General features: G+C 63.4%; 26 protein-coding genes and 1 pseudogene. 13 read left to right on the top strand and 14 right to left on the bottom strand.

Annotated features, from left to right (window positions below):
• Nucleotides 1-60 precede the first annotated feature (60 nt).
• From GBJ34_RS10530 to GBJ34_RS10515, 5 genes and pseudogenes are all read left to right on the top strand, one after another.
• Nucleotides 61-906, top strand: a complete 846-nt coding sequence (locus GBJ34_RS10530; RefSeq protein ID WP_226341125.1) for a site-specific integrase — start codon at nt 61-63, stop codon at nt 904-906.
• Nucleotides 834-1,031, top strand: a complete 198-nt coding sequence (locus GBJ34_RS21210; RefSeq protein WP_404811422.1) for a tyrosine-type recombinase/integrase — start codon at nt 834-836, stop codon at nt 1,029-1,031. Before GBJ34_RS10530 ends, GBJ34_RS21210 begins: the two co-directional genes overlap by 73 nt.
• A gap of 171 nt (nt 1,032-1,202) precedes the next feature.
• Nucleotides 1,203-1,555, top strand: a pseudogene (locus tag GBJ34_RS10525) (DUF1304 domain-containing protein).
• Nucleotides 1,556-1,800: 245 nt separating this feature from the next.
• Nucleotides 1,801-2,322, top strand: coding sequence for an HNH endonuclease signature motif containing protein (locus GBJ34_RS10520; RefSeq protein ID WP_151719228.1), 522 nt, complete (start codon nt 1,801-1,803; stop codon nt 2,320-2,322).
• Between the two features lie 358 nt (nt 2,323-2,680).
• Entirely contained in the window at nt 2,681-4,102 is a 1,422-nt protein-coding gene (locus GBJ34_RS10515) for an alanine/glycine:cation symporter family protein (protein WP_151719227.1), read from the top strand.
• Nucleotides 4,103-4,172: 70 nt separating this feature from the next.
• Here GBJ34_RS10515 and GBJ34_RS10510 read toward each other — a convergent pair whose 3' ends face one another.
• From GBJ34_RS10510 to GBJ34_RS20540, 5 genes are all read right to left on the bottom strand, one after another.
• Complete coding sequence (locus GBJ34_RS10510) at nt 4,173-4,736, bottom strand: hypothetical protein (RefSeq protein WP_151719226.1); 564 nt, start codon at nt 4,734-4,736, stop codon at nt 4,173-4,175.
• Between the two features lie 25 nt (nt 4,737-4,761).
• A complete protein-coding gene (locus tag GBJ34_RS10505) occupies nt 4,762-5,442 on the bottom strand; it encodes a hypothetical protein (RefSeq protein WP_151719225.1) in 681 nt (226 codons plus the stop codon).
• Nucleotides 5,439-7,649, bottom strand: a complete 2,211-nt coding sequence (locus tag GBJ34_RS10500) for a vWA domain-containing protein (RefSeq protein ID WP_151719224.1) — start codon at nt 7,647-7,649, stop codon at nt 5,439-5,441. Before GBJ34_RS10500 ends, GBJ34_RS10505 begins: the two co-directional genes overlap by 4 nt.
• A 102-nt stretch (nt 7,650-7,751) precedes the next feature.
• The gene (locus tag GBJ34_RS10495; protein ID WP_151719223.1) at nt 7,752-8,714 is read right to left on the bottom strand and encodes a helix-turn-helix transcriptional regulator; all 963 of its coding nucleotides are present in this window, start codon (nt 8,712-8,714) and stop codon (nt 7,752-7,754) included.
• Between the two features lie 165 nt (nt 8,715-8,879).
• Nucleotides 8,880-9,650 (bottom strand): cupin domain-containing protein, encoded by a 771-nt coding sequence (locus tag GBJ34_RS20540; protein ID WP_192931186.1) that lies wholly within the window; start codon nt 9,648-9,650, stop codon nt 8,880-8,882.
• A 185-nt stretch (nt 9,651-9,835) separates the two neighbouring features.
• Between GBJ34_RS20540 and GBJ34_RS10485 the strand changes: the two genes are divergently transcribed.
• Nucleotides 9,836-10,279 carry a MarR family winged helix-turn-helix transcriptional regulator gene (locus tag GBJ34_RS10485; protein WP_151719222.1) on the top strand — a complete coding sequence of 148 codons (444 nt, stop codon included), beginning with the start codon at nt 9,836-9,838 and terminating at the stop codon, nt 10,277-10,279.
• 405 nt (nt 10,280-10,684) lie between these two features.
• On the opposite strand, the gene GBJ34_RS10480 is transcribed toward GBJ34_RS10485, so the two are convergent.
• The 8 genes from GBJ34_RS10480 to proS all read right to left on the bottom strand — a co-directional run bounded on the left by GBJ34_RS10480 (nt 10,685) and on the right by proS (nt 17,883).
• Nucleotides 10,685-11,293: a DUF1345 domain-containing protein gene (locus tag GBJ34_RS10480; RefSeq protein WP_151719221.1), complete on the bottom strand. Its 609-nt coding sequence runs from the start codon at nt 11,291-11,293 to the stop codon at nt 10,685-10,687.
• An 11-nt stretch (nt 11,294-11,304) separates the two neighbouring features.
• Nucleotides 11,305-11,706, bottom strand: a complete 402-nt coding sequence (locus tag GBJ34_RS10475) for a cytochrome c family protein (RefSeq protein WP_151719220.1) — start codon at nt 11,704-11,706, stop codon at nt 11,305-11,307.
• A gap of 60 nt (nt 11,707-11,766) precedes the next feature.
• On the bottom strand, nt 11,767-12,441 hold the full coding sequence (locus GBJ34_RS10470) for an ABC transporter ATP-binding protein (RefSeq protein ID WP_151719219.1): 675 nt from the start codon (nt 12,439-12,441) through the stop codon (nt 11,767-11,769).
• On the bottom strand, nt 12,434-13,717 hold the full coding sequence (locus GBJ34_RS10465) for a lipoprotein-releasing ABC transporter permease subunit (protein WP_226341124.1): 1,284 nt from the start codon (nt 13,715-13,717) through the stop codon (nt 12,434-12,436). The genes GBJ34_RS10470 and GBJ34_RS10465 overlap by 8 nt, the downstream gene beginning before the upstream one ends.
• A gap of 133 nt (nt 13,718-13,850) precedes the next feature.
• Nucleotides 13,851-14,339 (bottom strand): DUF2937 family protein, encoded by a 489-nt coding sequence (locus GBJ34_RS10460; protein WP_226341123.1) that lies wholly within the window; start codon nt 14,337-14,339, stop codon nt 13,851-13,853.
• A 145-nt stretch (nt 14,340-14,484) separates the two neighbouring features.
• Nucleotides 14,485-15,903, bottom strand: a complete 1,419-nt coding sequence (locus GBJ34_RS10455) for a calcium-binding protein (protein WP_151719217.1) — start codon at nt 15,901-15,903, stop codon at nt 14,485-14,487.
• A 204-nt stretch (nt 15,904-16,107) separates the two neighbouring features.
• Nucleotides 16,108-16,377: a hypothetical protein gene (locus tag GBJ34_RS10450; protein WP_151719216.1), complete on the bottom strand. Its 270-nt coding sequence runs from the start codon at nt 16,375-16,377 to the stop codon at nt 16,108-16,110.
• A gap of 165 nt (nt 16,378-16,542) precedes the next feature.
• The gene (gene proS / locus GBJ34_RS10445) at nt 16,543-17,883 is read right to left on the bottom strand and encodes a proline--tRNA ligase (protein WP_151719215.1); all 1,341 of its coding nucleotides are present in this window, start codon (nt 17,881-17,883) and stop codon (nt 16,543-16,545) included.
• A 297-nt stretch (nt 17,884-18,180) separates the two neighbouring features.
• Between proS and GBJ34_RS10440 the strand changes: the two genes are divergently transcribed.
• Nucleotides 18,181-18,747, top strand: a complete 567-nt coding sequence (locus tag GBJ34_RS10440) for an NYN domain-containing protein (protein WP_151719214.1) — start codon at nt 18,181-18,183, stop codon at nt 18,745-18,747.
• 16 nt (nt 18,748-18,763) lie between these two features.
• On the opposite strand, the gene GBJ34_RS10435 is transcribed toward GBJ34_RS10440, so the two are convergent.
• Nucleotides 18,764-19,102: a hypothetical protein gene (locus GBJ34_RS10435; protein WP_151719213.1), complete on the bottom strand. Its 339-nt coding sequence runs from the start codon at nt 19,100-19,102 to the stop codon at nt 18,764-18,766.
• 208 nt (nt 19,103-19,310) lie between these two features.
• Between GBJ34_RS10435 and GBJ34_RS10430 the strand changes: the two genes are divergently transcribed.
• From GBJ34_RS10430 to GBJ34_RS10405, 6 genes are all read left to right on the top strand, one after another.
• Nucleotides 19,311-20,447, top strand: coding sequence for an AI-2E family transporter (locus tag GBJ34_RS10430; protein WP_151719212.1), 1,137 nt, complete (start codon nt 19,311-19,313; stop codon nt 20,445-20,447).
• Nucleotides 20,444-21,133, top strand: coding sequence for a P-loop NTPase family protein (locus GBJ34_RS10425; RefSeq protein WP_151719211.1), 690 nt, complete (start codon nt 20,444-20,446; stop codon nt 21,131-21,133). Before GBJ34_RS10430 ends, GBJ34_RS10425 begins: the two co-directional genes overlap by 4 nt.
• Before the next feature lie 54 nt (nt 21,134-21,187).
• Entirely contained in the window at nt 21,188-23,383 is a 2,196-nt protein-coding gene (locus tag GBJ34_RS10420; RefSeq protein ID WP_151719210.1) for an RNA degradosome polyphosphate kinase, read from the top strand.
• A gap of 263 nt (nt 23,384-23,646) precedes the next feature.
• The gene (locus GBJ34_RS10415) at nt 23,647-25,233 is read left to right on the top strand and encodes a Ppx/GppA family phosphatase (protein WP_151719209.1); all 1,587 of its coding nucleotides are present in this window, start codon (nt 23,647-23,649) and stop codon (nt 25,231-25,233) included.
• A 15-nt stretch (nt 25,234-25,248) separates the two neighbouring features.
• A complete protein-coding gene (locus GBJ34_RS10410; protein ID WP_151719343.1) occupies nt 25,249-25,842 on the top strand; it encodes a VOC family protein in 594 nt (197 codons plus the stop codon).
• Nucleotides 25,839-26,327: a GNAT family N-acetyltransferase gene (locus GBJ34_RS10405; RefSeq protein ID WP_151719208.1), complete on the top strand. Its 489-nt coding sequence runs from the start codon at nt 25,839-25,841 to the stop codon at nt 26,325-26,327. Before GBJ34_RS10410 ends, GBJ34_RS10405 begins: the two co-directional genes overlap by 4 nt.
• The last annotated feature ends 29 nt before the right edge of the window (nt 26,328-26,356 follow it).

The following is a 26,356-nucleotide window of genomic DNA, read 5'->3' as shown; positions in this document are numbered from 1 at the left end:
CCTGATATCCCCGAATTTCCCCCTATACGACGACTCATTGCGCACAGAGCGCACACGAAAATGGCCTCGACCTCCAAGCTTCCATCCGGCGCATACCGAGTCCAGATCAGACGGAAAGGCCGCTACGCGAGCGAGACTTTCCTGCGTCGGGAAGACGCGCTGAAATGGGCCCGGCAAGCTGAGACGCTCGTCGATCAGGGGCTTCCCCCCAACAGATTGTCCATCTCTCGTCTGCACACCTTCGGTGACCTGATTGACCTTCATATAGCCGATATGTGTGCGGTAGGGAAACCACCCCGCCGCAGCAAGAAAGCTACCCTTGCGACACTCAAGCGCAACCTCGGCAAGGATAAGGTAGGTCACCTCGATCGACACGAGCTGATCGAGTATGGTCGCAAGCGCGCGGATCAGGGTGCCGGCCCTGTAACCCTCGGCATCGACATCGGCGTGATCAAGATGATCCTTACCCATGCTGCCGCTGTTCACGGGCTGGAGATTTCAGCTGAACCCGTCGATCTCGCCCGCGTGGCGCTCAAGCGGCTCGGTCTGATCGGGAAGGGCGTCGAGAGAGATCGCCGACCGACAACGGCTGAACTCAACCGCCTTTTCCGTTGCTTTGATGATAACGCACGTTTGACGATGCCAATGTCCCGCATCGTACAGTTTGCCATCGCGACCGCGCTCCATCTCGACGAAATTTGTCGGGTTGATTGGAATGATCTAGACATAGGGCGGCGTATGTTGGTGATCCGCGACCGTAAAGATCCTCGGAAAAAACTGGTAATGATCAAAGGATCCCTCTGTTTGCTGCGACTGGGTTCCACGCATGGGCCTTGGCAATGGAACAAGCCATGCACGTTGGGACCCCGAAAGGAGCGATTTTCCCGAACAATTCCCGATCCGTAGGCACAGCGTTCCGTCGCGCATGCGCCGAGGTCGAGGTCGAAGACCTGCACTTTCATGACCTGCGACATGAGGGCACGAGCAGATTGTTCGAGTTTGGTCTTTCCATCGAACAAGTTGCTCTGTGACAGGGCACAAGGATTGGAAGATTCTACGTCGATATACCCATATTCGTCCTGAAGCTCTGCACGGTCTTGTTTCTGCGCGAGCGCCCTACCCCGCCCACACCTTCGCAGCTGAGTGATAGGGGCGATCTACCGGGATACGTCGGAAACACCGAAGCTGAAGGAGGTTCGTCCATGATCGCCAACATTCTGATCGCTCTGATCGCGGCGCTTCACTTCTATATACTGGTCATTGAGATGTTTCTCTGGACCATACCGAGGGCCCGGCGCGCGTTCAATCTGACCGAAGAGCTCGCAGAGAAGACCAAAGTGATGGCCGCCAATCAGGGCCTTTACAACGGGTTTCTGGCAGCGGGCTTATCACGGGCCTTGCGATGGGGCCGACCGGGATGGCTTTCAAACTGTTCTTTCTGATCTGTGTGGCAGTTGCAGGGATTTTCGGTGCGACGACAGTGACAGGCAAGATCCTGTTCATCCAGACGCTGCCCGCGCTACTGGCGCTTGGCACACTTCTGGCGGGAATATGAGACATAGGGGCTAGGGTGCTCGGAACGGGAACTGAGCGTCGATATTTTCGTCCATATGGACTGCCCAGAGTGCCGGTTTGAACATCAGCGCGTGGCCTGCACGCAGGGCGATAAACTGGCCCAGGCCGCCCGCCTCCAGAAACTGTGCATGGTTTTCACGCAATGGGCGATGCTGTAATATGGGTCATTGCTGCCGTGGAGCCAAAGTGTGGAAACATGGGGCATGATCGCTCGACGTCGCCAAGGTGAGCGAACTGGAAGCCGTCCTCGCGAATGCCGGCGCGCGGCTAGAGAGCTGCGATGAGAGTTTCTGGCAGTGCGCACTCGAACGCCGGCTTAATTTGCCGGCGCCGGAGCGGATGCGGCGGAACATGGCGACCCGGCCTGCACAACAGCAGTTCCGCCGCGCGGTCTTCGCGCTGAAGGGGGTCGCGTGCCTCCTCTCCGGATGTTCGATAGAGGATGCGCTTGATGCAGCACACGTGGTCCCACACAATGGTGACCCGGCTTGGGACCGCCCGGAGAACGGCCTGCCGCTCAGACGAGATCTCCATGGCCTCTATGACGGGCTGTGGTGGAGCATCGATCCGGAGATCTCGCAGGTGCGATTCGCAAGGCGGCTGTTGCCTAGTTTCCCAGAGTACTACCACGGCATCGAGGGTAGGCGGTTGACGGCTTCTGCCTCGCAGCTTCTCCTCCTCAACCACTGGGACCGCTTCTGCGCATCTGAGGACGCCAGCCGTGCCGCAGAAGCCCAGCCTTCCTGAGAGGCGTGGCCCCGAGCGGATGACTGACGCGCTATGCGCCGCCGGTCCATGATTAGCGTACAGCGGACGTTTGAACCCTTGGTACGCAGCACCCAAACGCGGACGATTGCTTCGGAAAAGCTGTCGCGGGCAAAATGATCGGGCCTGACCGTCCGCAATGGGCCGAAGCACATCAAGCCAGGGCTCGCCACAATTGACCGAGCTCTCCCACCGTCCTGATCGATTGCCCCCACGCAGCTGCATCTCCGGTTCAGAGCCCGTCCAGCACCCACCAGGCAGACCGAAGATTGCTCTGGTATCCCTTTCAGAAGAGCCTAACGTAACAGATCTGTGATCTAGAACAGTAAGGAGCGTGCGGATGACGACGATCATCAATTTCCTGAACACCGTCTTCTGGGGCTATGTCCTGATTTACGGGCTTATCGCGGTGGGGATCTATTTCACCATCCGATTGCGCTTTCAGCAGATCCTGCATTTCGGCGAGATGATCCGTTCGATCACCGCCGCACCTTCGACGGACCGGCAGGGCATCTCGCCGTTCCAGGCGCTCTGCACCAGCCTTGCCTCGCGCGTGGGGACCGGCAATATCGCCGGCGTGGCGGTGGCTCTGGTCCTTGGCGGGCCGGGTGCCATCTTCTGGATGTGGGTGGTAGCCTTTGTCGGCATGGCCACGGCCTATGCGGAATCGACGCTCGCGCAGCTTTTCAAGGTCAAGGACACAAGTGACACTTCGGCCGTCTATCGTGGCGGGCCCGCCTTCTATATCGCGAAGGGCCTCGGGATGCCCTGGCTGGGGGCTGTCTTCTCGGTCTGTCTGATCCTGTCCTTCGGGCTGGTCTTCAACGCAGTTCAGGCCAATTCGATCGCCGATGCAATGCAGGGTGCCTTCGGTCTGCCGAAAATCGCGACCGGCCTCGGCCTGGCTGTCCTGACCGCCGTGGTGATCTTCGGCGGCATCCGGCAGATCGCACAGGTGGCGGAATATGTCGTCCCCTTCATGGCGGGGATCTACCTGCTGGTGGCGATCATCGTCGTCATCATGAACATCACGGAAGTGCCCGCGATGCTCTGGCATATCATCGGCAATGCCTTCGGCTTCGCCGAGGCTGCCGGCGGGGTGACCGGAGGTGTCGCTGCCGCCATGCTGAACGGCGTGAAGCGCGGCCTCTTCTCGAACGAAGCCGGCATGGGATCTGCGCCGAACATTGCGGCCGCCGCCACGCCCAATCCGCATCACCCGGCCAGCCAGGGTTTCGTCCAGGCGTTCGGGGTCTTCATCGACACCATCCTCGTCTGCACGGCGACGGCGCTGATGATCCTGCTGTCCGGCGTCTATGTCCCGGGGGGCGAGCTGACCGGCACCCAGCTGACGCAATCGGCGCTGGCCGATCATATCGGCGCTGTCGGCCCGGTCTTCGTGGCGGTGGCGATCTTCTTCTTCGCCTTCACCTCGATCATCGGGAACTATGCCTATTCGGAAATGGCGATGTCCTTCCTTGGGATCGGCAGCAAGACCGGCCTGATGGTGCTGCGCTGTGTGGTGCTGGGCATGGTGGTCTGGGGCGCGCTTCAGGCAGTTGCGACGGTCTTCGACCTTGCCGATGCCTCGATGGGGCTGATGGCGACGATCAACCTGATCGCGATCCTCGCGCTTTCCGGGACAGTCGTGGCGCTGACGAAGAACTACTTCGAGCAGCGTCGCGCCGGACTGGACCCGAAGTTCCGCGCCGCCGATCACCCGGCGATCTCGAAGGGCGTGGATCACGAGATCTGGGACTGAGCGCCCTTCCGACAGAAATGAAACAGGCCGGGGATCGCTCCCCGGCCTGCTGCTTTCGATGCCGGCCTTCTCAGCTGTCGTAATGCGCGAGGCCGGTGAAATCGACTGCCCCAAGCACGCCCTGCATGGTGGCACTGTCCGCGCCTTGCGCCTGGACCAGCACCCGGCTCCCGACCAGCGCAGAGAGCGAGCCGTCCTGTTCCAGCATGTCCTGGCCCGCGACTTTCACCACTTTGCCCATCATCGCCATCATCTGCGGGTTGCCAAGGATGCCAGCCATCTGCGCCACCAAAGGACTGTCGGCCGTCAGGGTCAGGGTGAAGGCCTTGCCCTGGGCATCTTCGTAGCGCGCCTGAACGGAATTGCCAGCCATTCCCATCAGTGCCATGCCTTCGGCGGCGGAGGCATCGACTTCGCGCGTCCAGCCCTCTGGCGGCTCCGGCAGGAAGCCCGCCAGCTTTGCCGCCTGAAGGGCAAGGATTGCCTTGGACGCTGTGGTGATCTGCGCCGCCGTCCCGTTCAGATCACCCGCAGCATAGGCAGTCTGCGCCGCCGCAAGGGCATCGGTCACCTCATCAGCCTGCGCCGCAAGCGGAAGCGCGGCAAGGATTACGGAAAGGAAAATGCGTTTCATCTTGGATCTCATTAAGGTTGAAAACTCAGTCACCGCTCTGGCGGGCATCAAGCACGGCCGTGAAAGTGCAATTCTCCATGCCAAGTGCTGCCGGCCCACCCCTGAGCAGGATGTCGACCGTGGCAAGGGCCGTGGTCTCGGATAGCAGGGTGGCACGGTAGCGTGCGGTGATCATCGGGCTATCGGTCGCCCGAACTTCAGAGGCGTAATCAACCGGCCCGGTCTGGTGCCAGACCAGCGGGCTGCCGCCCTCGGACAAACGGAACCGGTCCGGGTGGAAACTGCCGCCCCACACGATCCGCCTCGCCGCCGCCATAGCCGCAATCATGGGATCGACCATGGGTTTGACCTGCGGCAGGCAGGCGCCGCGCGTGGTCAGGGGCCGCTGGGTAAAGCTCCAGAGCCCGTCCTGCGGCACCGGCGGATCGAACAGCGTGATGCTGCAATTGCCGCTGCCGCCATAGCGGCGGTTCAGATCATCGGGGTGCTCGGTGCTGAGGCTAAGGGAACCGTCGGGGGCCTCGACCACGACATCACCCGCGCCCCCTTCCAGCCCAAGGACCACGATGGCCTCGGAGAGGGTGATCTCTGACAGTCGGCAGGAACAACCCTGGCCTTCCGCGCAGGAGGCGAGGATCATCTTGCCTTCGGCCTTAGCGGCCATCGGCAATGCCGCTAGGATGAACAGAAAAAGAAGGCGCTTCACTCTGCCGCTCCCTTCACGCTGAGCGTCGGGGCGATGGCCTCGGCAGCAGCCAGCGCGGCTACGGTTCCGACATGGCACAGATCACCGGCGGCGGTCGCGATACAGGGTCCGGGTGCCTGTCGGATCGGGTTCAGCAGGATCAGCGCCCCCTGCCCGAGATCATCCTTGAGCCAGAACCCCATTGTGGGATTGTCGGCGCGAACCCCGCCCGCAGTTTCATAAAAGAACGGCTCATCCGCGCCCCAGCCGGGAGGTAGCGCAAAGCCAAGACCTGTCGGCCCGTCCTCGAAACTGAGCGTGATGCGGCTGGTGTTCCAGACCTTGAGGGTGACAGGGTCCGCACCGGGTGCCTCTGCGGTCGAGGCCTCGCCCGCGTCAGCCATCTGCTCTTCCCCCGCCGGGCTGAGGTCATTGGAAACTGGAATGGTGAAGCGGTTTTCGCCACCGGCGACGACCTCGATCTGCCCGGCAAAAACAGTGTCGCCCGCATCGCCCAGGACATCGTAGCGGCCAGGCAGGAAATCGGCGCCCACCGGGCCGGTCACGCCATGATTCAGCGCCCAGGCCTCTGGCGGCAGGTTCTGGCCCGCGACCGGCGTGGCCGACCAGGTCACAGCGAGATCAAGCCCGCCGGTTTCGGCCGAGATCTCGACCGGAACAGGAGCCAAAGCGGCATCGGAGGCCGGGTCAGGCAATGCAGCGCCCGCCGGAAGCACCTCAATGGGGCGGGTGGCGATCACCTGCGTGTCGCTGAGCTTATAGCGCAGTTCATAAAGCCCCGGCTCCTCTGGCATGGTCAGGATCAGCGGATTGGCGTCGCGGATATAGCCGTAGCTGACATAGCTGTCGCTGCCCGCCAGGGCGATCTGGATATTGTCATAGTCGGCATCCGGCCCGGTCCAATGGATCGCGACCTCAGCCCCTGCCAACGCCTGATCGGGCGCGTTAATGGTGACCGGTGCCTCTGTCACCGCAATCGGCAGGGTGGCGATGACGGTGTGGTCGCGGAACTTGTAGCGCAGTTCATAATCGCCCGGCTCGCCCGGGATCACCAGCGAAACGGGATTGCCGCTGGCCACATAGGCATAGGCCCAACGCTCACCATCCCCCGGCAGGCCGATCTCGATCGTGTCCAGCTCTGCCGCAGGCCCGGTCCAGCCGACCTGGATCGATGCGCCGATGGCGGCCGAAGGCGGCGCGGTGATCGCGGCATCTGGCAGCGCCTCCTGTGCCACATAAGGCTGGATGAGCATCAGAACGCCGTCCTTGATCCCCGAGGCCCAGCCCTCTTCCAGCGGATAGGTGCTATAATCCATCTCGGAGGAAGCACCATAGGTGAAGCAGCGCGCCTCTTCGACGAAAAGGCTGCCCGGCGGCTCATAGCGCCAGGCGGCACATTGGGCATCGCCGTCGCACTGCGCCGCGCAATGCGCGACGGTGCCGTCCCGCGCGAAATCGAACGGGGCAAGCGAGACATCTTCGGCGCCCGTCGTGCCGCCGGTCGGAAACAGGGCGATCCCCTCCATCAGGGCCGCACCGGGGAAATAGCTACGGGTGATTTTCGGGGTCTCGGGCAGCGGCTCGGACGCGGCAACCGTCGCGGTCAGCGCGTCAGACAGCGACCCGGCATCCCCCGCCTCGAAATAGCGCCCGCCGGTCTCCTGCGCGAGACAGGCCACCTGCGCGCCCTCGGCCTGCGAGAGACCGAAGCCGATCACATGGGCGGTGAAGTTCAGCCCTGCCGCCTCAAGTTCGCGCCCCAGAGCGCAGGGGTCTGCGGAACAGGTCTCCAACCCGTCAGTGACCAGAACCACAGTGGCCGCGGCTTCCTGATAGCGCAGCGCCTCGGCGGCCTGGCGGACGGCGTCAGAAAGCGGCGTCTTGCCCAGAAAACGCATCGCGCCCACCGCATCGCTGATCTGGCTGGCGCTGCCCTGCGCCGGCGGCACCATCAGTTCGATATCACCGCAATTGCCCTTTTCGCGGTGACCATAGGCCAGAAGCCCAAGCGCCTGATCCGGCGGGATCTGACCCAGCACTTCCCTGACTGTCTCGCGCGCGATTTCCAGCTTTGGCCGCCCGTCAATCTGTCCCCACATCGAGCCGGAGCCGTCCATGACGATGATGGTGGCCGGGGTCTCGGCCCGGACAGTGGCGGCAGGCACGGCCAGCCCTGCGGCAAGGATCAGGGGAAGAAAGGACTTCATGGGGCTCTCCGGCGTTCAATGCGCGTGAGCCTGACCGCATTTCGGGCCCAAGTCTCGGGCCAGGCGGCACCAAACCAAGGCCAGACGGAACTGCCCCGCAGGTCACCCCCCCTCGCGCCAGCGCTCAAGTGCAAGCGCCCGCATATCGCTGGGCGTCATCATAAAAACCTGCCGGAAGCGGGCATTGAAGGCCGAAATGTCGCCAAACCCCGCCTCAAGCGCGATGCGCGAGATCGGCAGGCCCGTCAGCGCCGGATCATTCAGGTGTCTTTGCACCTGCAAGAGCCGCCGCAAGGCCAGATGATCGCCGAAAGAGGTGCCCGCCTCGGCAAAGAGCGAGCGCAGATAGCGCGGCGAGATACCGTGACGCGCCGCAACCTGGTCTGCATTCAGGTCCGGCTCGGAAAGATGGCGCTCGATATCTGCGCGGATCGCGCGTAGCCGCGCAACCCGCACACCACGCCCGCGCGCGATCGCCTCGGTGTCGCGATCGGCACCGATCGCCATCAGCACCAGATCCTGCATATGGGTGGCGCAGGCCTCCAGATCCTCGGGCGGCAGGTGCCCCGCCTCGGCATGAACGCCCCGCGCATAGGTTAGAAGAAGGCGCCATTGTGGGGTCAGCGCGATCTGGTCGCGCAGCGGCAGCCCGCCTGCGGCACCCAGAACACCGCGCGGGATCGACAGATAGAAGCCATGCGTCTCCGGCCCATGAAAGCGCGCAATCCCGGGCACTTCGCTGGGATCGAGATAGATCTGCCCCGGCCGCAGCTCCTGCTCGGACCCGCCGCGTTGGCGGATGGTGAAACCGCCCGAGAACGGAATATGCAGCAGCAGGTTGTCGCCGGTGCCCGCAGCCAGCGCCATGGTCCGATGTGTCACACAATCGGAATGGGCGGTATCGGCCATCACCACCCCGCCCGCGAGCGCAATCGAGGTCCTGGACACAAACTCGCCCTCGCCCGGCTCGATCTGCAACTGGCAGATATGGGCGCAGGCGGCCTCGAATTCGGCGACCCGCCGCTGTGCCTCAAGATCTGCAGATCGCAGGATGAAATGGCTCATGGCAAGGGCCTGCTGTTTCGGAATGGGCTGGTTCAAAGCGAATGAGGTTGAGGCTGCCGCCCAATCGCCTTTCGCGCAAGCGAAGAGTGATCCAAGTCGCAGATACGTTTGCCGCACGTTCCCTCAGGCTCCGAGCAACCTGTTGTAGCAAAGGAGACGACTGCGTCAGATAGCTCTGACGATCCGCTCCTGAAGCTGCCTGAGCGGAACCCCACAGCGGAACCGAATTTGACTCGGCTGCGATACCGGTCGGATGTCGACTTCCGGGTATACGGCCACACAGCATTGATCGATGACGACCGGCAGATAAGGGCCGACCTCGCCAAGCTCCGGCCGCCCCCCGCGCCCAGCGATCGCTGCGGGGCAGTATGTTTCGGAGTGCATGGCGCGCAAGGCGATGGACAGATGCAGATCGCCAAGGCCCCGCAGCAGGCCTGGTGGGGCCGTGATGCCGCTGGATGCGCGGAAAGCCTCGATAAGCAGAACTTCCAGCAGCCGTTCCAGTACCACCTCGCGCCCCGGCCGTGTTGCCCGCGCCTCATCGGCGACGAGGCGGATCAGCATCGCCAGCCGCGCCTCGCCACGGATCACAACCAGATCGGGCAGCAATGTCAGCAGCAGCGCAGCATCCCGCGCGCCAAAGGTGCAGTGTCCCACCAACTGCTGGGTCGTAACCGGAAGATCAGGATCACCGATGCGCATCTGCCCGGGCGCGAGCAACACAGGCTCGGAGAACTGCCCCTTTGGCAGGACGGAATCAGGGCTTGAGATCGTGAAGCGCCGGGCGGCAGGGATCAGCGCGAAATCGACCTCCTCAAGCAGGATGGGCGGGCCTCCGTCCACTTCAAGCAGCGCCTGACCCGCAAGCGTCAGATTGTAGAAGACGATGCTGTTCCTTCGGCGTCGACAGCACAACCTCAAGTCTGCCGTCTTCACTGCGGGCCTGCCCCTCACGGCCGCCGGTTGCGGTGGCTTTGGTGCGATAGAGAACCTGGACTGGCATGGTCGCCTTTCTTCCTGATTCTCGATAATATTTATTGCGATAATGTTTATTAGATCGCCCGCCCGACCCTGTCCAGCTTTTTATTGTCGCGATAACGAATTTCGCGATAAGCAGCCTCATGGCCCATGATCTGACCCTCGAAGACCAGCTCTGTTTCTCGCTCTATGCGACCTCCATGGCGATCAACCGTCTCTATAAGCCGCTGCTCGACCAGCTGGGGATCACCTATCCGCAATATCTGGTGCTGAGCGTGCTTTGGGAGGAGGACGGCCGCGGCGTCGGCGCTATAGCGACACGACTGGATCTGGAGCCGAGCACGATCACGCCGCTGGTCAAGCGGCTGGAGGCAGCCGGTCTGGTCACCCGCACCCGCCGCCCGGATGACGAGCGCAGTGTCTCGGTCGCGCTGACCCCGCGAGGGGCAGCGTTGAAGAGCGAGAGCCGTTGCCTTGGTGAAGCCCTGTTTACAAAGGCGGGCATGGCCGCAGAGGAGATGATCGCGCTCAACCGCGAGGTTCGGGATTTGCACGACGCCCTGACCGGCAGAACCAGCAAAACATAAGCTCTCCGAGGGCGACCGATCCCTCCGCGCTGACTCGTGTGCCCGCAGGCGCTGAGGTTATAGCCCTGTTCAAAGTTTGTGGTCGGTCTACGGGCGCCGAAGACGTCGTCGTCCTACGCTCCTCATCCTTCTCTTTCCTTGCGGGCACCCGCTCTCATGCTCCTATCGACGCACGTCGCGGACGAAGACTCGTCATCCTTTAGTCAGATTCCAATCTAACTCAGGGTCGAAAACTACGCTGCCCCGCGCCAGACCACGAAATTCTGCGATCAAAGCATGAACGTGAATTGCACACGGGAGACAGCAACATACTGATTTAAAAAAACATCCAATCCATCATCGGGGCGACTGAGAGGCGGGCGGGTTTGCGCAAATCACGGGCCGGAGCGGGGGGCGGGCGCCCCCTCACCCGATGGCCGCATTCACCGCCAGGGCAACAATGACCGTATTGTAGAAGAACGACACCACGCCATGCGCCAGAACCAGGCGGCGCAGCGTCGGGCGGGTGATGACCACATCGGAAACCTGCGCGGTCATGCCGATGGTGAAGCTGAAGTAAAGGAAATCCCAGGCGTCCGGCTCGGGTGCCGCATCCGCGCCGGGAAAATCTAGGCCGCGCGCCTCACCATCATACCAGAGTGCCGCATAATGAAACGCCGCCAGCACATGCAGCGTCATCCAGCCAAGCGGCACCGAGGCGATGGCCAGCACCGCCTCCCAGGCCTGGCCGCGTGACAGGGCGTGGCCAATGGCGGTCAGGCTGAGCGCCACGGCGCATAGCGCAAGCCCCGCGATCAGCGGCACGCCCTCATCCGACAGGGCGGCGTGGCGGCGCAGCGCATCCGGGCTTTGCCCCGCGATGAACTGCGCCATCATCGCCAGATAGATCAGGAAGAACCCATTGGCCCCGACCAGCACGGCCTCGCCCGGCGCGAGGCGAAAGACCAGCGCCCCGCCCGCCAATGCAAGCCCGATCACGAAAGCCAGAACAAAGCGGCGATGACGAGCAAACATCGTCAGCGCCTCTACTCCTGCAGCGACTGGATATGTTCGGCCACCTGCACCAAGCGCAGCGGCGTGGGCGTCGGAATGCCGTCGCCGCTGTCGTAAAGCACGACCTTGTCGCTTTCCAGCAGGGTGCCGAATTCCGGCATCAGATCGCCAGGATGCACATTGGTTGCGCCGTAGATCTTGCTCATCACCGGGGCCATGGCGATCTTGCCATTCGCCCCGGCAAGTCGGGTCAAATCGGCCGGGCGCTTGCCAAGGCTGGCCGCCATCGGGCCATCGCCCTTGCCACCCGCGCCATGACAGCCCGAGCAGTAATCGGCGAAATCCTCGGCCCCCGAAGGGGTCTTGGGTTCTGGTTTCAGGCAGGCGGCAAGCGGGATCAGGCTGGCAAGCAAAGCAAGCTGGGCAAGGCGCATGGGCTACTCCGGATTTTTGTCCAGAAGACCATGGCCTTGCGCGCGCCGCAAGGGTTGCGCTTACAGGATGCGCCCGGCTTCCAGCCGCACGATGCGGTCCATCCGCGCCGCCAGATCAAGGTTATGGGTCGCGATCAGCGCCGAAAGCCCGGTCTCGCGCACCAGCCCCATAAGGGCACCAAACACCTGATCCGAGGTGCCGGGATCAAGGTTGCCGGTCGGCTCATCCGCCAGCAGCAGTTCCGGTGCATTGGCCAGACCGCGACAGAAGGCCACACGCTGCTGCTGCCCCCCCGAAAGCTGCGCCGGGCGATGGCCCGCACGGTCAGCCACGCCCACCGCCTCCAAAAGACGGCGGGCCCGGGTTTCGGCGGCGCGTTGCGCGACACCGTTGGCAAGCTGCGGCAGGATCACGTTTTCCAGCGCGCTGAACTCGGGCAGCAGGTGATGGAACTGGTAGACAAAGCCCACCGATTCCCGCCGCGTCAGGGTGCGGGCGGCAGAACCGAGGCCCGTCAAATCCTGCCCGCCAATCATCACGCGCCCGCCATCCGGGCTGTCGAGCAGCCCTGCGATATGAAGAAGCGTGGATTTTCCCGCGCCCGACGGGGCGACCAGCGCCACGACCTCGCCCCGCCCGATCACCAGATCGACCCCATGCAGCACCTGCACCTCGCCGGGCAGGCCCCGATTATAGGCCTTGGTGACGCCTTCCAGCCGCAATGCCTCATTCATAGCGCAGCGCCTCCACCGGGTTCATGCGGGCGGCCCGCCAGGCCGGAAAGAGGGTGACGACGAAGGACAGGAACAGCGACAGCCCCGCCGCCAGCACGACATCGCCGGGTTTCAGCACCGCGCTCAGATGGTAGATAGGGCGGACCTCCGGGCTCCAGATCCCGCCGCCTGCGATCCAGTTCACCAGATCGAAGATCGGGGTGAACCAGTAGCTGAAGGCGCAGCCCAGAATAATGCCAAGCGCCGTGCCCGCAAGGCCGGTCATCGCCCCGCAGATGAAGAACACCCGCAGCACGGATCCTTCGGTCAGGCCCATGGTGCGCAGGATGCCGATATCGCGGCCCTTGTTCTTCACCAGCATGATGAGACCGGAAATGATGTTCATCGCGGCAATCAGGACAAGGATCGACATCAGGATGAACATCATTCGATCTTCGACCGTCAGCGCCTGCAGGTAATTTCCGGCGCTGTCGCGCCATGTCCAGATCATCGCCCCGTCACCCGCCGCATTCAGCAGCGGCAGTTCGTAGCTTTCGATATGGTCGGGATCGGCAACCATCACCTCGATCTCGTCGGCGCGGCCCTCGCGGTTGAAATAGCTCTGTGCCTCGGTGAAGGGCAGATAGGCGCGGGTGCGATCGATCTCGGGGCTGCCGGTGGTGAAGACATAGGTCACCTCATAGGCATTCACCCGCGGGCTGGTGCCAAAGGCGGTTTTCACCCCGTCGGGCGAGATCAGGCGGATGCTGTCGCCGACCGTCACGTTCAGCTCGCGCGCGATGCCGGACCCGATGGCGATGCCTTCGCCAAAGCGCGAGAGATCACCGATATCGTCATCCCCCGAGGTGATGCTGGGGACCGAGGCCAGATCCTCGGCGCTGATGCCGAAAACCTCGACGCCCGCATTCACACCATTGGCGGTTCCCATCACCTGCCCCCGGATCACCGGGGCGGCACGGGTCACGCCCGGCACCGACCGGATGCCTGCGGCGCGTGCCTCGTAATCGGGAAAGCCGCGCTGCACCCGGCCATATTCATCGGCAATGCCCGCGCTATAGACCGTGACATGGGCATTGGCGCCCAGGATCGAGCTGACAAATTCCGCCCGGAACCCTGCCCGCACCGACATGGTGGCGATCAGCGCAAAGACCGCCAGCGCGATGCCGATCACGCTGATCCAGGTCATCACGCTGATGCCGCCTTCGGCCCGGCGGGCCCGCAGATAGCGCCAGGCAATCATCCATTCGAAACGCGAAAACGGGGCGGTAGTTGCCAAGGTCAGGCCCTTTCAAGATTGCGCCGCACCCTGCGCAACACGGGGGGAAAGGTCAAGGCGCGGCCGCCTCACCTTTGCGCCAGGCCAAGCGGTTCGGTCAGGCTCTGGCCCAAGTTGAGGTTCAGGTTCAGGCTCAGGCGAAGATGCGCCGGAACGGCCAGGCTAGCAGCGAGAGCAACCCCGAGGCCACAAGCCAGCCGCCTAGGAAGCCGATCCCGGCCGAGATCAACCCGTCAAAGGTCACCGGCACCGCGGGGCGGAAATCGGCCCAGGTCGCGGCCAGCGTCTCCGCATCGCCCAGCTTGTGCGGCATGGTCATGCGCTGCAAGGGAGAGGCGGCGCGCAGATCGGCAAGATTGCCCTCCAGCCGGGCAAAACGGGCAAAGGTCGCGGTCAGATCGGCCCGACGATCGTCCAGAAAGGCGGTCCCGGTCATCTGCGCCAGCGCCTCGTCGCGGGTCAGCAGATTGCGGGTGGCGCTGCGGTCGAAATCGGCCACGACAAGGGCCAGAGAATCCACCTGCCCCGCAAGACGTTGCAGATATTGCTGTGAAAATTCAGGGAATTGCGACAGGCTCGCCCCTCCGGCAATGCCGCCCGCAAGGGCCAAGATCCGCAACATCATCACCTCCGCACCTGTGCTGCTTTCCAGCTTTGGCAGCAAGCTTCCGACGGGGCAGGATCAATGTCAATGAAGTGCAAGGCACGCCGGAATGCGAAAAGGGGCGCCGAACCGCGCCCCTTGTGTCCCCATTGCGACGGTGTGATCAGAAGATGAAATTCGCCGCAACCCGCAATTGCGACACCGTCACATCCTCCACAAACACCACGGACTCGCCAAAGCTCACCCGCACATCATCACCGCTCTGGCTGAATTTCAGACTGGACAGGCTGGAGGCACCGCTGAAGGCAATCCGATCCTCGCGCAGTTCGAAATCGAGAATGCGGTCGGTTCCGGTGGCGCGACCAAAGCGGAAAGTATCGGCACCATCATTGCCGATCAGCCGGTCATTGCCCTTGCCGCCGGTCAGGGTGTTGTTGGCATTGTCGCCCTCCAGCGTGTCGGCCTTGTCGGTGCCAATCAGCACCTCGATGCCGCTGACCCGCAGCAGCCCGGCCGCAGCACTGAACTTCTGCCAGTTGCTGTTGGACAGATCGACCCGCACGCCATTGCCCGCAACGTCGCTCAGGTCCAGGGTATCAATCCCGTTGCCACCCGATATGCCGGTGTCATCGGTCAGTGCGCCGCGCAGTTTGGCAATGTCATTGCCCTTGCTCAGCCGCAGCGTATCGATCCCGCCGGGGCCGATATTTACCACGTCATTGCCATCCGAAGTGGCCATGTAGCCCACCCAGCCCGCGCCGGTGGTCACCACATCGGCCCCCCGGCCAAGCTGGACCATATCGGCACCGCCTGCCCCCAAAGTCAGTTGAATGCGCTGATCGTCGCCGACCTTCAAGCTGCCGACCCAGCCCGCGGCCTTGACCACCTGCAGCTTGTCACCATCCCCAAAGAACTGGATGCTGCCGATCCCGCCTGTCCCGATGTTCAGCGTATTCACCCCGTTATGCGAGGTGAAACTTTCGGTGAAACCGGCCTTGGTGGTGAAGCTGTTGACACCATCATCCAGCTTGACCGCGAAGATCCGCGCTTCGCCCTCCACGCTGATGGTGTTGCGGCCCTGATAGCCCGACACATAGTGCACATTGCTGTCGGCCCCCCGCACGGTCAGGCTGTTCTTGCCGCCGCCAAGGTCGATGTAATTGGCACCATTGCCGATTGTCACCCGATCGTCGCCATCGCTCAGATCGATGGATTTGATGTGGTGGCGCGTGGTCTTGATGACCGTATTGCCGTCATCATTGCTCAGGATCTCGTCAACCTGAGTGATGTCCAGATTGATCTGGCCACCTGCCTCTGACAGCTGAATCATCTGGATCTGGCGATTAGCGCCGCTGGTCGCATCGGTGAAAGTCGCCTTGATGCCGCCATCCCCCGCGAAACGGATGACATGCATCCCCCAATCCGATCCGGTCAGCCGGATATCTGCGCTATGGGGGCCAGCGACATTCCCATTCCAGAAGCTGACATAAGGCAGCCACTTGTTGTTCCAGCTCGCGGTCCAGAAAAAGGGCACGGTTGAAATCGCGGTCGTGCCATCAAAGACAAAGCTTTGTTGGGCCAATTCTGCCTCCAATACAGAAGAACCAGTCGAAAGAAAGTAACAGCAGATTACCAGATCGCGCATAGATTGGACAGAATATTCACATTCCGCGCAAGATCGCTAACGTCAGGGTTTAATTTGCTGTGAATTGGGCTGTTTGCCCCGCCGCCGATACTTGTCGGCGCAGATCGGGGCGAGGGTTTCCCCCCGCCCCGGCCCGTCAGATCACTTCAGCGCGGCGATCATGTCGTCAAGCGCCTTGCAGGCGGCGACGGTGTCGTTCGGGTTCGCCGTCAGTTGCTGCTGAACCTCGGTCAGCTTCGGGGTCAGCTCCGTCAGCTTCTGCGGGTTGCTCGCGGCAGCGGTCTGGGCCAGCGTCATGAACTCGGTCAGTTTGGCCTGAGCCTGTTCGGGGGTGCAAGTCGCCGTCTCATCCTTGCAGGCGGCCAGCGCGGTCATCGCGAGGGCGGCAGCAACGAGGGTGAACTTACGCATCTAACTCTCCAATATTCTGGGACCAACTCGGCGGATTCTGCCGATGACACTGGTTACCCGGCTTCGATCACAAAGGCGAGAGACGGAAACGGGGGCCGCAGGGCCCCCGAGTGGATTTCCGCCGCATGACCCGCCCGCCATCCTGCGGGACGGGGCAAGATGCGATCAGCGATGCGCGGCGTAGATGTGCACGATGCGATCCACGGCAGCCTCGGCGCTCAGCTCCTCGCTTTCACCGCTGCGGCGCGACGTCAGTTCGACCACGCCATTGGCCAGGCCGCGCGGGCCGACGGTGATGCGCCAGGGCAGACCGATCAGGTCCATGGAGGCGAATTTTGCGCCTGCGCGTTCGTCACGGTCATCATAAAGCGGATCAAGGCCCTTAGCCTTCAGCGCCTTGTAGATGTCTTCGCAGGCGGCGTCCGTCGCGCCGTCGCCTTGCTTGAGGTTGACGATACCGACATCGAAGGGGGTCACCCCCTCGGGCCAGATGATGCCCTTGTCGTCATGGCTGGCCTCGATGATCGCGCCCAAGAGACGCGAGACGCCGATGCCGTGGCTGCCCATGTGAACCGGCACGCGGACCCCATCGGGGCCGACGACGGTTGCGCCCATCGGTTCGGAATATTTGGTGCCGAAGTAGAAGATCTGCCCAACTTCGATGCCACGGGCGTTGCGGCGATGCGCCTCGGGGATCTGCTCGAACAGCGCGGCGTCATGGGTCTCATCGGTGCGGGCATAAAGCGAGGTGAACTCGTTGCACACGCCCAGAACCTCGTCACGATTGTCGAAATCGACCTCGCGATTGCCAAGTTTCAACGCGGTCACCCGGTCATCATAGAAGACCTCGCTTTCGCCGGTCGAGGCAAGAACAAGAAATTCATGGGTATTGTCGCCGCCGATCGGCCCCGAGGCCGCACGCATCGGGATCGCGGTCAGCCCCATGCGTTCATAGGTGCGCAGATAGCTGACCATGTGCCGGTTATAGGCATGCAGCGCGTCGTCCTTGGTCAGATCGAAGTTGTAGCCGTCTTTCATCAGGAATTCGCGGCCCCGCATCACGCCAAAGCGCGGACGCACCTCGTCGCGGAACTTCCACTGGATCTGATAAAGCGTCAGCGGCAGGTCCTTGTAGCTGTTCACATGGGCGCGGAAGATGTCGGTGATCATCTCCTCATTCGTCGGTCCGAACAGCATGTCGCGTTCGTGCCGGTCCTTGATGCGCAGCATTTCCGCACCATAATCGTCATAGCGGCCGCTTTCGCGCCACAGATCGGCAGGCTGCATGGTCGGCATCAGCACCGGGATGTGACCGGCACGCTGCTGTTCCTCATGCACGATCTGCTCGATCCGGCGCAGAACTTTCAGGCCAAGCGGCAGCCAGGAATAGATCCCGGCCGCCTGCTGCTTGATCATGCCGGCGCGCAGCATGTAGCGATGCGAGACGATCTGCGCCTCGGCGGGGTTCTCTTTCAGCACGGGAAGGAAATAGCGCGACAGACGCATGGGATCTGGCCTCTTGGCATTGGCGTTTGGCCGTTCCTAGCGGGTTCGGGCCTGTCAGGCAAGTTTGTGGCGGCTTTGCGCGACTGTCCGACAAAGGGTTGCGGGGCGACTTGACGGCGGAAGGTTTGGCGGGGAAGGGTTTGGCGGGAGAACTTCACCGCAGAGGGCCTGCCCGACGGGCATGGCGGGAAAACGGACGCTGACAGAGCCCGCATCGCAGGATCGCCGCGGAATATGCCCGATCCTGCCGCATTCAGGATACAACCTGCGCGTGATTGCATTTGACAGATATCCGAGATGATCGATCTTGCCCTTCACCTTGTCGTGCTGTTTGCAGGCGTTGGCCTGATCTGGCTGCTGCTTGACACGCTGAGACAGGCGCTGCGCCGCGCCTTTCACCGCAGAGCCCCGCGCCAACCCCGCCCCGCCACCGAGCGCCGGACACCCCGTCGCCTGCGGCCGAAAGCTCAGGTCCCCGTGCTGATCGATGGGTCCAATGTGGTGATGTGGCAACAGAATGCCGGTCTGGCGCAAGAAGCCAGGATCGACACGCTGATCGAAGTTCTCGATCAGATCGCCCAAGAGGGCAGGCCCGCGAAGGTGATCTTCGACGCCACCATCGGCTACCGCCTGCAAGGCCGATATCTGAATGAGCGCGATCTGGACCGTATCATAAACCGCCCCACCGTGACGCTGCAGGTGGTGAACAGCGGCGAAACGGCCGACGCGGCCCTGCTGGCCGAGGCCGCCAGGACCGGCGCGCCCATCGTGACGAATGACCGCTTTCGCGACCATCCTCGCCCCCACGGACTGCGCCTGCGCGGTGGCGGCTACAGCAAGGGTCGGATCCGGTTGCGGGCTTGAAGGCAGGCCAGGCCTCTTAACCAGGGATGCAGCCAAACCTGTCGTCACCCTCTTGGATCAAGGCGCGCTCTCGTTTCCTGATATCCGCATTGGCCATTTCCAGCGCGGGGATCGGTTTGTCAGCGTCCATCGCGGCCTGCAGCTGTCTTGCCGATGCAGCGGCAAGCGCGCGCCCCTCGCGTTGGAACCAGTCCTGCGCCAGATAGGCTTGTGCCTCATCTCCGTGGCACCGCCACCGCAAAGGCGATTTCCCGGTTCCATCCGGGATCAGATAGGCTTGGCGACGGTCTTGCAGAAGAAAGACCGAACCGAGCGCCACCAAGACCAGCCCCGCAAGCCATACCGATTTCCGCACGGGCCGCGCCCCCTTATCGGATCCCTTGGCGCATTATTCATTATGCCGCAATGCGATGCAATCGCGCCCACTGGCAGGACCGACAGGTAACGCAGCACGCCTCCCTGACCCTCTCCCCCTTGAAACCCCGGCATTGATGGGCAATCTCTGGGGTCAAACCTGATGGGGCACGCCCTGTCGGGACCAGAGGCAGGTCAAGGAACATCGCATGGCGCTTCCCGTCCGGGATCAGATGAAATACTGGGGCATCGCGACGCTGGTCCTGCTGGTGCTGCTTTGGGCGCTTGGCAATGTGATCCTGCCCTTCATCGTCGGCGGTGCCATCGCCTATTTCATGGATCCCGTGGCTGACCGGCTGGAACGGCTTGGCATGTCGCGTGCGGCGGCAACCGGCACCATCTCCATCGTGGCGCTGCTGGCGGCGATCCTGCTGGCGCTGGCGATCGTGCCGCTGCTGTTCAAGCAGCTGACCGATCTGGTCAATGAGGCACCCGAGATTTTCCGCCGCCTGCAGGCCTTCATGCTGGAACGCTTTCCGCAGATGCAGGACGAGACATCGACCATGCGGCAGACGCTGGAAAGCATCGGCAAGCTGATCCAGGCCAAGGGGGGCGAGCTGGCACAGACGCTGCTGGGCTCGGCCATGTCGGTGCTGAACGCGGTCGTCTTCATCGTGGTCGTGCCGGTCGTGGCGTTCTACCTGCTGCTGGACTGGGACCGCATGGTGGCCCGCGTCGACGAGATCCTGCCGCGCGACCATGCGCCGGTGGTGCGCCATCTGGCGCGCGAGATCGACAAGGTTCTGGCAGCCTTCGTGCGCGGCCAGATCTCGGTCTGTATCGCGCTTGGCACCTTCTATTCGGTGGCGCTGATGGCGGCCGGGCTGAATTACGGGCTGATCGTCGGCGCGATTGCGGGGGCCGTGACCTTCATCCCCTATGTCGGCGCGATCATCGGCGGCGCTTTGGCCATTGGTCTGGCCCTGTTCCAGTTCTGGGGCGACTGGTTTTCGATCGGGATCATCGCGGGTATCTTCGCGCTTGGGCAATTCCTTGAGGGCAATATCATCACCCCGAAACTGGTGGGTAATTCGGTGGGCCTGCACCCGGTCTGGCTGCTGTTCGCTCTGTCGGCCTTTGGCACCTTGTTCGGCTTTGTCGGGATGCTGGTGGCGGTGCCGGTCGCTGCGGCGCTTGGCGTCCTCGCCCGCTTTGCCATCGACCGTTACAAGGAAAGCAGGCTCTATACCGGATTGCCGCCCGAGCCTGCGCCTGATCCGGGGATGGCCGAGCCGGTTATGGTTGTGGTCGTCGATGATCTGACGGACAGGACGCCCGGCGCGTGAACCGGCAACTTGCCTTTGACCTGCCCGCCCGCGCGGCCCTGCGGCGGGAGGATTTCTTTCCCTCGCCCGCCAATGCGCTGGCCCTTGCCACGCTGGAGACCAGTGAGGCATGGCCGCAGCGCCGGATGCTGCTGATCGGCCCGGCGGGATCGGGCAAGACCCATCTGGCGCATATCTGGGCGGCAGGGGCCGGGGCCGCGCTGATGGAAGGGGCCGCCCTGGCCTCTGCCGATATCGACCGGCGCAGCCAGACGGCGGTCGTGCTGGAAGATGCCGAAGCCGTGGCAGGCGATCCGCGCGCCGAGGCCGCGCTGTTCCACCTGCACAACCGGCTGGCCGAACGGCGGTTGCCGCTGCTGTTGACCGCATCGCTGCCAGTGCGCGACTGGGGTCTGCAATTGCCCGACCTGATCAGCCGCCTGCAGGCGGTCGCTGTGACGCGGATCGAGCCCCCCGACGATGCCCTTTTGACCGCCGTTCTGGTCAAGCTGTTCGCGGATCGCCAACTTGCGGTGCCGCCCGCGCTGATCGGCTGGCTGACGCTGCGGATGGATCGCAGTCTGGCCGCCGCCCGTGATCTGGTGGCGCAGCTGGATGCCGAGGCCCTGGCGCGCGGCGGGCCGGTCACGCGGGCGCTTGCTGCCGAAATTCTCGGGGCAAATCCGGGCTCTCTGGACAGCGATTGAGGCCCCCTCCATAGTGTCATGACGGCGTTACAAGAACCGATCAAAAGCAGCGTCATGACACAGGCAGATTTTCTCCGCGCACCCTTCCCCGCCGCCATCGAGCGCCCCGAATCCGAGATTCGCGGCCCCCGGCGTTTCTTCAACCGTGAAATGAGCTGGCTCGCCTTCAACTGGCGCGTGCTCGAAGAGGCCGCAAACCCCGCCGTGCCTCTGCTGGAGCGTCTTCGCTTCCTGTCGATCTCCGCAGGCAATCTGGACGAGTTCTATACCGTCCGCGTCGCAGGCCTGCGGGCACAGGTCCGCAATGGGGCCGAGGTGCCGTCCGAGGATGGTCGCCCGCCTGCCGAACAGCTGCGCCTCATCAATGAAGACGCCCGCCGTCTGATGAAGATGCAGCAGATCACCTACAAGAAGCTGAAGCGCGAGATGGAGGGTCAGGGGATCGAGATCCTGACGCGCTCCAAGCTGACGGTGAAGGATCTGAAACATCTTGAGCAGCATTTCCTGCACAAAGTGTTCCCGGTGCTGTCGCCGCTGGCCATCGATCCGGCGCACCCCTTCCCCTTCATCCCCAATACCGGCTTCACCCTTGCGCTGGAGCTGGAGCGGGACTCCGACCATGTGGCCCTGCAGGCCTTGCTGCCGATCCCGCAACAGGTTTCGCGTTTCGTGACGCTGCCGGGCCAGCCGGGCGAGCATCGCTGCCTGCCGCTGGAGGAGCTGCTGCTCTTGCATCTGGACATGCTGTTCCCCGGCTATGTCATGCGCGGCCATTGCGCCTTCCGCGTGTTGCGCGACAGCGATCTGGAGGTCGAGGACGAGGCCGAAGATCTGGTGCGCAGCTTTGAGACCGCGCTGAAACGTCGCCGCCGGGGCGAGGTGATCCGCATGAAGATCAGCGCGGGTGCCCCGCCCGAGCTGCGCGCCCTCATCATGGAAGAGCTGCATGTGAACCCCGACGAGGTCGTCGAGGTGCGCGGCCTGCTGGGTGTGGCCGATCTGAAGGAACTGGTGCTGTCATCGCGCCCGGAACTGCTGTGGCCGCCCTTTACGCCGCGCGTGCCGGAACGGGTGCAAGACCATGATGGCGACATGTTCGCGGCGATCCGCCAGAAGGACATGCTGCTGCATCACCCCTACGAGACCTTCGACATGGTGGTGCGCTTCATCGAACAGGCCGCGCGCGATCCGAACGTGCTGGCAATCAAGCAGACGCTCTATCGCACCAGCCATGACAGCCCCGTGGTCTCGGCACTGTGCGAGGCGGCAGAGGCCGGAAAGTCGGTGACCGCATTGGTCGAATTGAAGGCCCGCTTTGACGAGGCCGCCAATATCCGCCAGTCGCGCCGTCTTGAACGCGCAGGCGCGCATGTGGTTTACGGCTTCATGCACCTGAAAACCCACGCGAAAATCAGCACCGTGGTGCGGCGCGAGGGTGACAATCTGGTGACCTATACCCATTACGGCACCGGCAACTATCACCCGATCACCGCGCGGATCTATACCGACCTGTCCTTCTTCACCTGCGATGCGGCACTTGGGCGCGATGCGACCAAGGTATTCAACTACCTGTCCGGCTATGTGCAGCCTCAGGGGCTAGAGAACCTCGCCATCGCGCCGATCTCGCTGAAGCCGCGCCTGCTGGAACTGATCCGCGCCGAGGCCGAACACGCCCAGGCGGGCCGTCCGGCGGAAATCTGGATCAAGCTGAACAGCCTGATCGAGCCCGAGGTGATCGACGCGCTTTATGCCGCAAGTCAGGCCGGGGTGAAGATCAGCCTCGTGGTGCGCGGCATCTGCGGCTTGCGTCCGGGCATCAAGGGCCTGTCCGAGAATATCCGGGTGAAATCGGTGGTCGGGCGCTTCCTCGAACACAGCCGGATCGTCTGCTATGGCAATGGCGGCGGCTTGCCGTCGAAACAGGCGCGGGTCTTCCTGTCCTCTGCAGACTGGATGGGGCGCAACCTGAACCGCCGGGTCGAGACGCTGGTCGAGACCACAAACCCCACGGTCAAGAATCAGATCATGGGTCAGATCATGGCGGCGAATCTTGCCGACGAGGCACAAAGCTGGGTTCTGAACCCCGATGGCACCTATTCGCGGCAATTGAGCGAAGCCTCGGACGGGCCGCTATTCTCTTGCCATCGGTTCTTCATGGACAACCCTTCGCTTTCGGGCCGGGGCACGGCGGGCGCGAAAGACGTGCCGCGTCTGGCCCGCCCCCGCGATGACGAGCCGGTGAACAGCTGATTGGGCCGGGATCGGGGGGCGGTATCGTTCCCCGGTTCTCCCTTGAAATGCGCGTGTTCTGTGCCTTCTTTCGGTATCTGTGAACAGATGAACGCAAACGGGTCCGCCCGCGTTTCCGTCCTGCGTCAACCGGGAACTGCCCTGCTGCCAATTGCCGCGCCCCGGGGAATCGCGCCATGCTTGCTGCGCGGCAGCGCTTGACCCCGCCCCCCGGTTTCGCCCATCTTCGCGCCAGATTGCGACCAGATCGCGAAAGGACCAGCATGGCCGCCCAGCACGATCCCCATGAAGAGACCGGCCCCCATGACGACACCGGCCCCTTCGGCCAACCGTTGTTCGAGGACCCCTCTGCCCGGGCCTTGCGCCGGGTCGGTGTGATCGATGTCGGGTCAAACTCGGTCAGGATGGTGGTGTTTGACGGCGCGGCGCGGTCACCAGCCTATTTCTACAACGAAAAGGTCATGGCGGGTCTGGGCAAGGGCTTGGCCGAAACCGGGTTGCTGAACCCCGAAGGCGCGAAACGGGCCCTGGCGGCACTGCGGCGCTTTGCGCTGCTGGCGCAGGGGATGAATGTGCATCCGATGACGGTGGTCGCCACCGCCGCCATGCGCGAAGCGAAGGATGGCCCCGCGTTTCAGGAACTGGTTCAGCGCGAAACCGGGCTGAAGATCTGGGTGATCGACGGCGATGAAGAGGCCCGGCTTTCCGCGCAAGGCGTGCTGCTGGGCTGGCCTGATGCGCGCGGCATCGTGTGCGACATCGGCGGCAACTCGATGGAACTGGCGCGGATCGGCGATGGCAAGGTCGGACGCCGTGCCACCTCGGCCCTGGGGCCTTTCCGGCTGCAACAGGTGCAGGGTGGCCCGAAGAAGCGACGCGATCACATCCGGGCGATTCTCAAATCGCTGCAGGGCGATCTGAAATCGACCAATGAACGGATCTATCTGGTCGGCGGTTCATGGCGCGTCATCGCCCGGCTGGATATGGAGCGGCGCGCCTATCCGCTGACCGTGCTGCATGAATATCGCATGACGCCGAAATCGGTGATCGACACGCTGGACTGGATCGCGACCTCCGACCTTGGCCTGCTGCGCGCCCGCACCGGCACCTCGGCCGAGCGGATGGAACTGGTGCCACTGGCCTCAGAAGTGCTGCGCGAGCTGGTCGATATCTTCAACCCTTCCGAAATCGATATTTCCTCTTACGGCATCCGCGAAGGGATGCTGTTCGAGCAGATGTCGGAAAAGCTGCGCAGCCGCGATCCGCTGATCGAGGCGGCGCGCGCGGCCGAGGCTGCACAGGCCCGTATTCCGGGCTTTGGCAAGAAGCTCTATAATTTCATTGCGCCGCTGTTCAAATCCAGCCCGCCAGAGCGGCACCGGCTGATCAAGGCCGCCTGTCTGCTGCATGACACGACCTGGCGCGCGCATCCCGATTACCGGGCTGAAGCCTGTTTTGACAATGCGACCCGCGCCAATCTGGGCGGGTTGGATCATCCGGGGCGGGTGTTCCTTGGGCTGGCGCTGCTTCATCGCTACAAGAACAGCCGCAGCGGCAGCCGGATGGAGCCACTGTTCCGGCTTCTGAACGACGATGAGTTGATGGAGGCCGAGGTTCTGGGCAAGGCGATGCGCTTTGGGGCCATGTTCTCCACCGATGAGCCGGAACAGGCGGGCAGCCTGCATTGGTCACCGAAGAAACGGGTGCTGGAATTGCGGCTGACCGCGCTTGGCACCGGCCTGATGGGCGAGGTTGCGCAATCGCGGTTCAGCGCACTGGTGCAGGCGCTGAAGGCCACGCCGAAGATCACGCTGGATAACGGCGCAGCAAGGCATGAGGAAGACGCCTGAATGGCCCCCGCAATGATCGCGGCGCTGGATCACATCGCGGTGTCGGCCATGACGCTGGCCGAAGGCGTGGCACATGTCGAGGCGGCGCTTGGCCTGCCCCTTGCGGGCGGCGGGCAACATCCGCTGATGGGCACGCATAACCGGCTGATGGGGCTTGGGCCCGATTATCTTGAAGTGATCGCGATCGACCCCGCCGCCGTCGCCCCGTCCTTTCCGCGCTGGTTCGATCTGGATCGCTTTCAGGGCCCGCCGCGGCTGACGACATGGATTTGCCGCGCCGATCTGGATGCGGCCCCGCCAGAGGCCGGGCGCGTGCTGGATCTGGCGCGCGGGGATCTGCGCTGGCGCATGGCGGTGCCGGAAAGTGGCATCCTGCCCCATGCCGGCAGCTTTCCGGCCCTGATCCAATGGCAGGGCAGCGCGCATCCGGCACAACGCCTGCCCGACAGCGGAGCCCGCTTGACTCGGCTGGAGATCGCAACTCCGGACCCGCAGGCGCTTCAACGGGCGCTTGGCGGCTTTGCCGATCCGCGCGTGGTGATCGCCGCGGGCGCGCCCGCGATGCAAGCCACGTTCTCCACCCCGCATGGCACAAGGCTGCTGCGATGATCCGCGCGATGCAACTGGCCGATCTTGAGGCGATCCGGGCCTTCTGGAACCCGATGATCCGCGACACACTGGTCACCTTTTCCTCTGAGGAAAAGTCTGAACCCGCAATGCGCGACTGGCTGGCCAGCCGCGATGCGGCGGGCTTTGGCAGCTTTACCGCGCTGATCGCCGATCAGCCCGTGGGCTTTGCCTCCTATTGCCAGTTTCGGGGTGGCAATGGCTATACCGGCTGCATGGAGCATACGATCATTCTGTCTGAGGCGGCGCGGGGGCAAGGTCTGGGGCGGCACTTGATGCAGGCGGTGGAAGATCACGCCCGGGCCGCCGGACATCGGCTCATGGTGGCCGCAGTCTCGGGCGGCAACCCGGAAGGGCGCGCCTTCCATCAGGCGATCGGATATCGCCCCAGCGGCACCCTGCCCGGCGCGGGCCGAAAGTTCGGCCGCGACTGGGACCTGTGGCTCATGCATAAACCCTTGCAATAAACGCCTAACATGAGCCAGGCATACAAGAA

It is taken from the genome of Gemmobacter serpentinus (assembly GCF_008973825.1).
GTDB lineage: Bacteria > Pseudomonadota > Alphaproteobacteria > Rhodobacterales > Rhodobacteraceae > Gemmobacter > Gemmobacter serpentinus.
Note: the sequence above shows the minus strand (reverse complement) of the source record. Positions and strands in the feature narration are given on the sequence as shown.